This is a genomic window from Microvirga sp. P4_G7 (genome assembly GCF_056401005.1).
The window spans coordinates 1-7802 of record NZ_JBFUKD010000123.1; the positions used below are offsets into that span (position 1 = coordinate 1).

Consider the following 7802-nt stretch of genomic DNA (forward strand, 5'->3'; position numbering starts at 1 on the left):
GATTCCACCCTCGCAAACGAATATGCGGAGCTGACCGTCTGGTGTGATGGAGAGCCTCATCAAAGTGATTGGACCGGCCTTCAGTGGGAAACTCTCCTGCTTCAGAGCGGCGTCGATACTGCGCGGCCCGCTTGCGAGGCGGGGACTTACTCCGTAGTGCCAGAGCACCAGATGGTTTGCTCCGCGATCCAGTCCGGAAATATCTGTCAAGAAAGGCAACGATGCCTGATCGAAGCCTCGTGCCGCGAGGGCGGTCAAAGCCCCCATTACGTCGCCTTCGGGCGCCAACGGAACCGCAGCGTCGGACAATTCGCCAAGAGCGGACCACGTCCCTTTGAAATCCTCGTGATAGAGGATCTCGGGYCAATCCCGGATAGCGATCGCATCAGCAGAGAGTGTGTCCAGTCCGGCTTTCAGCCTCGCATACGTCCGCGCGACGATGGTGCGCTCAGTGTCAGCCATGCCACTGTCGAACGAGACATCGTTCCAGCGCGGCAAGGCGTCCGCGACTTCGTCCTCGCCAGCAACACATGCCGCGACGAAGCGGGGCAGTGAGACCTGTGCGACCGTCGCGCCGAGGCGGCGCTGCAAGACCCAAGGATCGACGGCGAGATTTGTGAACCAATCGGCATGGGACCCAACTAGGGCTATCCGCGCTCCTTTGAGACGCCGCGCAGCACGAGCGGCAGCAGCAAAGGCGGAGATCGCCTCTGCCGTTGTAGGATCGTTCGGATTGCCCAGAATGAGTGAGGAGCGTTTGCCGAAGCGAGCTAGGGTCGACGACCAAAGCTGAACGCCGCAAAGCGAGTTCGTGATGACTTCATCCGTTTCTTCCAGCGCCCAAAGCGCGATCGGGAGATCGCGGTCACCGAGTATCGCAAGCACATCATGCAACAGCTCGGCGGTCGCGAAGGTAGAGAGCTGGATCAACAATCCATCGATGGAATCCAGATCGATCTCGTCAAGTGCCATCGCGCAGCGACGGCGATCCGAGGCGAGCGTATGAGCAACTGAGAAGTCGGATGTCTCGACGGCTTTGAGACACTCTCCCGTTGTCGCCATCAACGCCTTAGCCGCACTTTCGGGGAAGAGCGGAGAAGCGACGAATAGAACGCCGACACGGTGAGATTGAGGATCGATCTTGTGGAGCATCGCAGCGGTCACTTCTCAAGCGGCGGATCGGTTAGGCGGCGAATCGACGGCTCCGCCAGCTCGCACGAACGCGTAAGCGGCGTATGCGAGCGCCGCGCCAGGGTCGTTGCCGGTCGCGGGACGTCGGTAGATCAGGCGAATGGCGTTTCCGCCGATGCCGCCGAGCAGGCTCTCATCGATTCCACGCTCGACTTCAATGCGATCCTCTTCGGACATGAGTGACGGCCAACCGCTCACGACCACAGTGCGGACCCGGTGGAGGTTCAATGTGTTCCCAAGACTGACACCGAGCAGGACAAGGCGGTCCCGCAGATCGGCCCGCAGCCTTGGTGTTTGATCGACAGGACGAAACCATTCGTCGCCCTGCGCGAGCATGTCCGCTTCCGACATGCCTACGACAGGAGCGATTGCCCTGAGGGAGGTATAGGCTTCTAGGCACCCGTTGTGGCCACAGCGGCACCGCAACCCTCCGCGCTGGATCACATTGTGTCCCAGCTCGACCGGCGAGAAAGCATCGAGCGGGCCCGCTGCCGAGACAAGTGCGCCAGCGACGCCGTGGCCCACGAAGACAAAAAGGTGGTCGTCGTCGACGGGCGAACGATCCCCTGCGTAACGGTCGAACGCAGCTTGCGCGATGACAGAGTTCGTCAGTGTGACGGGGATTGGATCGAACACGTCATCAAGGAATGCCACCAGTCGGCTCAGATCCCAGGGGAAGATAGGATTTGCCCGGTGCGCGTCTCCGCCGAACCCGGGCAGCGAGACCGATGCGTGGCATAGGACAAGACCTTTTTTGACGGCCTCTTTTCGCAACGCAGCGATGTTGCGTCGGCACAAGCTCTCGAACATGTCTTGATCGGGGGCCTCGGCGATCTCCTGGCGAGTTTCGTAGACAGTGCTGCCATCGAGGAGGCCGATTCCAAACGACAATCGGCCGTTGGACAGTTCCAGGCCCGCCACGCCGAGACTGTTACTTAATGTAATAAAGCCAGTCGGTCCCCCCACATATGGAGCCGGCTTTCGGCTTTCTGTGATGAGGTTGTCGGCTTTCAATTCTGCTAGAATTCGGGATACGCTCGCCTCTGTAAGTGCCGTTTCTTCAGCAAGAACAGGGCGAAATGCCCCTCTTTTGCGGAGGAGGTGCTCAAGGACGGCGCCGCGGGTCTGGCGACGACTTCTCGGCTCGGGCCTTGCCATTCGACAATCCATATTTACAGTGAGTAACGATAATGGTCTAAAAGAGTGCCTGTCAATCGATCACAGGATGGCGAATTTGGCGTCTCTCAGTCTGTCAGGTGTGAGAAAGAGCTTCGGCACGGTGGAAGCTGTGCAGCCCGTCGATATCGAGATCGCAGACGGAGAGTTTCTCGTCCTCGTCGGCCCGTCGGGATGCGGAAAGTCGACGCTGCTTCGTATGATCGCCGGTCTAGAGAATCTATCCGGGGGCGAGATACGCCTCGATGGTGTCGTGATGAACAATGTCGCCCCGCGTGATCGCGATATGGCGATGGTGTTTCAGGATTACGCGCTCTATCCGCACATGAGTGTCGCCGACAATCTCGGTTTTGCGTTGAAAATGCAGGGTGAAAAGCCGGAGCAGATAACACTCCGGGTCAATCGCGCTGCCGAGATTCTCGAGTTGGGATCTCTCCTGGATCGCAAGCCACGAGCTCTGTCCGGTGGCCAACGTCAGCGCGTCGCGCTAGGACGCGCCCTTGTGCGGGAGCCGAAACTCTTTCTGTTCGATGAACCACTATCCAACTTGGATGCCAAACTTCGTGTCGGCATGCGGATGGAAATCAAGAAGCTCCAAACCGCGCTCAAGACGACCAGCGTATACGTTACACATGATCAGGTCGAGGCCATGACCATGGCGGACCGAATCGTCGTTCTCCAGCGCGGCGTCATTCAACAGATAGGCACACCGAAAGAGATATACGCGCGTCCCGCCAACCTGTTTGTGGGGACATTCATCGGATCGCCTCCCATGAGTCTCGTGCCTTGCTGTCTGGAGCATCACGGGCAGGCAGCGGCGGCAAGGTTGCGCGATGGGACCATCGTTCCGCTCGCCAGTCGCTCGTTCAATCTCGCATCCGGTGCATCAATTCCGGCGACGCTCGGAATCCGGGCGGAGCATGTCAAGTTGTCCGACGTATCGCAAACCGGTCACGTCTTCACCTCGGATGTATCGCTTGTCGAAGATCATGGAGCCGATTCCATGGCGATGATCTCGCTAGCCGGATCGCCAGCGATCGCCAGAATTCCGCCAGACAGCGCATCGACGGGCGACGTGTCGCGCTCTTTCACACTTGATACGTTGCGCATTCACGTCTTCGATGGAGACAGCGGTGCCGCGCTCGCATGACGAAGTGCCGCTTTCTCCCAACGATGCACGGACGTCCTCGGTCGACGTGTTTTGCGTCGGTCTAGCCACACTCGATATCGTTCATCGTACGAGCGAGATTCCGTCAGCTTCGACCAAGATTTTTGCGTCAAGCCGACGCGAAGTCGGTGGTGGGCCAGCCTCGACGGCAGCCGTCTGCGTCAGTCGGCTTGGCGGCCGAGCTTCATTCGCCGGTCGATTAGGCCTTGATCCCATTGGCGATCGTCTCAAATCAGAGCTCGACCACGAGGCCGTCGATACGACATGGCTGAGGCAGTTCGAGGACGTTGGATCTCCGTCTTCCACGATCATCGTGGATGACGAGGGCGAGCGCCTGATCGTTGCGTATTCCGATCCGGGCATGCCTGCGGACGCCAATTGGCTGACACCGCGTCTAGAAAGAGGAGTCGTCCTCGCCGATCTATCCTGGCCGCAGGGTGCGATTGCTGTCTTGGGGGCCGCGCGTGACGCGGGCCTGCCGCGTGTTCTCGACGCAGACAGGTATCGACACGACCGCGCGTTGGTCGATCATGTCATCACCCTTGCCAGTCATGTCATATTCTCGGGACCGGGCCTTCGACAGTTCACAGGACAGGAAAGCGTCGCCTCGGGCCTCGCTGCGATCGAAGGCGACTTCGCCCTGATCGGCGTGACTGACGGCAGCGAGGGTTTTTTTTGGCGAGACGGGACGAGGATCTTGCGGCAGAAACCGCCCAAGATCGACGTGGTCGACACGACTGGTGCCGGCGATGCATTTCATGGTGCTTTCGCCCTGTCCCTCTCTCGCGGCGAAACGATCGAAAGAGCGGCTGCGCACGCAACGGCCGTCGCCGCGGCGAAATGCAGGCAGCCGGGTGCTCGAAGCGGTTTGCCGAGCCTTGCGCAACTCGACGCCTTCCTCGCGGACCACACGGTGCCGGAGATTGAAGGATGATCGATGCTTCAGTCCCTCAGAGGCGCAGCCTTCACGTCACGCAAAATTTCGACGAACGCCTGGATTCCGAAATCGCACGTGACGCGGCCCTTGTCGGCAGATGCCAGATGGGCCTCGCCCAAAGCTCCTGCGGGATTGAGATCGTCCGCGAGCCACGCATACGCAGTGGGTCCGACCGGCCGCAAATGCGCGAATGTGGCCTCATCTTCCTCGGCGGTCGATCTAAAGTCGACGGCGCGGGTCATGTCGACCAGGTCGGGACGGAAGTGAAGCATCAGCGAGGTCTCCGCGTCGCCGCCGTGTATCCCGAACTTCGATTCCCTTTCCGAATAGACGCCTTGCGGCTTGCTCAATCGCGCCCACGACGCCTTCACGACCAACATCGATGCGCGGATGCGCAATTCGCGCGACACGATGCCGATGATGTCTTCGTTGCCTCCGTGGGAGTTGACGATGATAAGTTTGMGGATTCCCGCTCGCGCTACCGAGAGCCCAATTTCGGTCCAAACCTCGATCAGGGCGGTCGCTGGAAGTGTCAGCGTTCCTGGAAAGCGCAGATGTTCGTTGGACTTTCCAATCTCCTGAACCGGCAAAATCCTGACGTCGATGTCGTCGGGCAGTACTCCCGCCAACGCATCCAGGTAGCCACGGTTGATGGCCGCATCGACGCAGACGGGGAGGTGCGGACCATGCTGCTCGATCGCGGCGACGGGAAGAATGGCAATCGTCTCCATGGGATCGATCGCGCGATAGGCAGTGGAGGGATACTCTCCCCACCACAGACGACGGGAAACCTTCTGGCTCACGATGCGATGTCCTTGGCAGCAACGACCTCGACTTCGACGACACATTCCCGCCTGCTGAAACCGGAGACGACGATCAATGTCGAAGCTGGTGGCACGCCATGAAACAACTCGTCCCTTACTTGCATGTAGGTGGGAATATGCGCTCGATCGGTGACGTAGGCGTTGATGCGGATGATGTCGGGCAATCCCATCGCCGCTTCCTCCAGAATCGCAGCAACGTTGGCAAAACACAGCCGCGTCTGCTCGGCGCATCCTTCCGGTATTGTGCCATCCGGGCTGACGGCCAGCTGACCCGACGTGAAAACAAGTCGTTGCCCCGGGTCAACAACCATACCATGGCTGTATCGCGCGAGCGGTGCACCGATCGAAGGAGGGTTCAAGGCAGACGGCATGACGATCCGCATGTGTTGGGTGAATGCCAGTATGAAAGTAGACATCTTTTCGCGGCGGTGAAAGATCCCGTTTTGCAACTTGGCTCGGAAACGATGGCGACCTGACATGATGGAGTACGGATTTGCGGCAATTCCCCAGGAGGCGCGCTATCACCTGCGCAATGCGAACGTACCCCGCAATCTATTGACGGATGACGAGCTGCCGGACACCGATGGCCTTGCTCGTGTCGATATCACCGTGGCGGGTGGAAAGGTCGAGGCCATCCACCTGTGCGGCCCGGTTGTCGATCAAGCTCCTTCGGTTGATCTCAAGGGCGGCATTGTATTCCCGTGCTTCGTCGATGTGCACACCCATCTCGATAAGGGACATATCGTTCAACGACAGTCCAATCCAGACGGAGCGTTGCGAGCTGCACTCGACAGGACGGCGATCGACAGGGCTGCCAATTGGTCGGCGCATGACGTTGCTCGTCGAATGGATTTTTCCCTGCGTTGCGCATTTGCTCACGGGACGGCGGCGCTAAGGACGCATATCGATTCGGCTTCCCCACAAGGTGAGATCAGCTGGCCAGTCTTCGAGCAGGTGCGGCGAAAATGGAAGGGCCTCATCGAGCTTCAAGCCGTTGCGCTCGCGGGCATCGATGATCTCTTGAATGCTACGTATCTGTCGCAGATCTCTCGCAGGCTTGCGGGCAGCGGCGGTGCGATTGGCGGGGCACTCGTTCTCCACCCACTGATGCGGCCGGCGATTAAAGCGGTTATTGCTTCGGCTTCAGAATTCGGCCTCGACATCGATCTTCACCTGGACGAGACCGTTGATCCGCGCTCCGACGCCCTGCGCATCCTTGCAGAAGAGGTGCTCGAAAGCGGCTTCTCTGGCCACGTAGCCGCGGGGCATTGCTGCTCGCTGGCGCATCAAGATCCGGAGGAGGCGCGGAGGACGATCGAGCTTGTAGCCGAGGCGGGGATCGCGGTTGTGACTCTCCCGCTATGCAACATGTCCCTGCAGGAGCGCAGCCCAGGCAGGACGCCGCTTTATCGCGGCATAACATCGGTTCAAGAGCTTACGGGTTCCGGCGTGTGCGTCGCAGCAGCCTCCGACAACACGCGGGACCCGTTCTATGCGTATGGCGACCTCGATCCACTAGAGGTAATGCGCGAGACAATACGCATCGCGCATCTCGATCATCCGATCGACATMGCTCCCGCGATGGTGACGAGCCACCCCGCACGAATGATGAGCCTCGAGGGGCGCGGTCAACTCTCTATCGGCATGGCCGCGGATCTCGTCTTGTTTCAAGGGCGGAGTTGGAGCGAATTGCTCTCCCGTCCTGAATCGCACAGGACTGTTCTGCGGTCCGGTCGACCGATCGACCGGACCCTTCCGAATTATTACGAACTCGACGACCTTATGGAGGAGACTTAGGCGATGGATATTGCGGCGCTAAAACGCGACATCGACGGTATCAAGACCGAGGATAATCCGACGCTCGTGCGTCAGAAGAGTCGCGATTTTTTCTGGTATTCGCCCATCCTCAAACGTGAACTCGATCATATCGTCGGCGACTTGGTCGTCACGCCGAAGAATGAAGAGGAAATCGTTCGCACGATTGCCGCAGCGTTCGCGCGCGGAATTCCTGTCACAGCACGTGGTGCCGGAACCGGCAATTATGGGCAGGCAATGCCCTTATCCGGTGGCATCGTTCTCAATCTTGCCGAGATGAAGGCAATCAAATCGATCGGCGGCGGCACGGTGGTCGCGGAAGCAGGGGCCGTTCTGGAACACATGGACAGCGCGACCCGGGCTGCTGTCGGCGAGGAAATGCGCATTCACCCGTCGACCTACAGGATGGCGACCATTGGAGGTTTTGTCGGTGGTGGGTCTGGCGGCGTCGGGTCCGTTCGGTGGGGCGGCTTGCGCAGCCTCGGCAACGTGTTGCGTGCTCGCGTCATAACGTGCGAGGAGACGCCGCGCATATTGGAGTTGACCGGCGAGGATCTCCACAAGGTCATTCACGCGTACGGTACCAACGGGATCATCACGGAGGTGGAGATCCCGACGACGACGGCGCTCGACTGGATCGATGTCGTCGTCGCGTTTGACGACTTCATAGATGCTGTCAGGTTTTCTGGTG

8 protein-coding genes are annotated in these 7802 nt (G+C 59.6%); 4 read left to right on the forward strand and 4 right to left on the reverse strand.

Going from position 1 to position 7802, the window contains the following annotated elements; all coding sequences use genetic code 11:
* A partial coding sequence (locus AC1DT3_RS07955) for a hypothetical protein (protein WP_477464713.1) occupies window positions 1-1152 on the reverse strand: 1152 nt, incomplete at its 3' end.
* A 15-nt stretch (window positions 1153-1167) separates the two neighbouring features.
* Window positions 1168-2112: an ROK family protein gene (locus AC1DT3_RS07960; protein WP_477464714.1), complete on the reverse strand. Its 945-nt coding sequence runs from the start codon at window positions 2110-2112 to the stop codon at window positions 1168-1170.
* A 313-nt stretch (window positions 2113-2425) separates the two neighbouring features.
* Between AC1DT3_RS07960 and AC1DT3_RS07965 the strand changes: the two genes are divergently transcribed.
* Complete coding sequence (locus AC1DT3_RS07965) at window positions 2426-3517, forward strand: ABC transporter ATP-binding protein (RefSeq protein WP_477464715.1); 1092 nt, start codon at window positions 2426-2428, stop codon at window positions 3515-3517.
* A complete protein-coding gene (locus tag AC1DT3_RS07970; RefSeq protein WP_477464716.1) occupies window positions 3501-4469 on the forward strand; it encodes a PfkB family carbohydrate kinase in 969 nt (322 codons plus the stop codon). Before AC1DT3_RS07965 ends, AC1DT3_RS07970 begins: the two co-directional genes overlap by 17 nt.
* Window positions 4470-4477: 8 nt before the next feature.
* On the opposite strand, the gene AC1DT3_RS07975 is transcribed toward AC1DT3_RS07970, so the two are convergent.
* Window positions 4478-5275, reverse strand: coding sequence for a creatininase family protein (locus AC1DT3_RS07975; RefSeq protein WP_477464717.1), 798 nt, complete (start codon window positions 5273-5275; stop codon window positions 4478-4480).
* Window positions 5272-5712, reverse strand: a complete 441-nt coding sequence (locus AC1DT3_RS07980; RefSeq protein ID WP_477464718.1) for a RidA family protein — start codon at window positions 5710-5712, stop codon at window positions 5272-5274. Before AC1DT3_RS07980 ends, AC1DT3_RS07975 begins: the two co-directional genes overlap by 4 nt.
* A 64-nt stretch (window positions 5713-5776) precedes the next feature.
* Between AC1DT3_RS07980 and AC1DT3_RS07985 the strand changes: the two genes are divergently transcribed.
* Both AC1DT3_RS07985 and AC1DT3_RS07990 read left to right on the forward strand, forming a co-directional pair.
* On the forward strand, window positions 5777-7093 hold the full coding sequence (locus AC1DT3_RS07985) for a cytosine deaminase (RefSeq protein ID WP_477464720.1): 1317 nt from the start codon (window positions 5777-5779) through the stop codon (window positions 7091-7093).
* Between the two features lie 3 nt (window positions 7094-7096).
* The coding region (locus AC1DT3_RS07990; protein ID WP_477464719.1) for an FAD-binding oxidoreductase at window positions 7097-7802 on the forward strand (706 nt) is incomplete at its 3' end.

What these genes read in the sequence shown, in the direction of transcription:
- AC1DT3_RS07980 (WP_477464718.1), bottom strand. Translation starts at nt 5,712, where the DNA reads ATGTCTACTTTCATACTGGCATTCACCCAACACATGCGGATCGTCATG.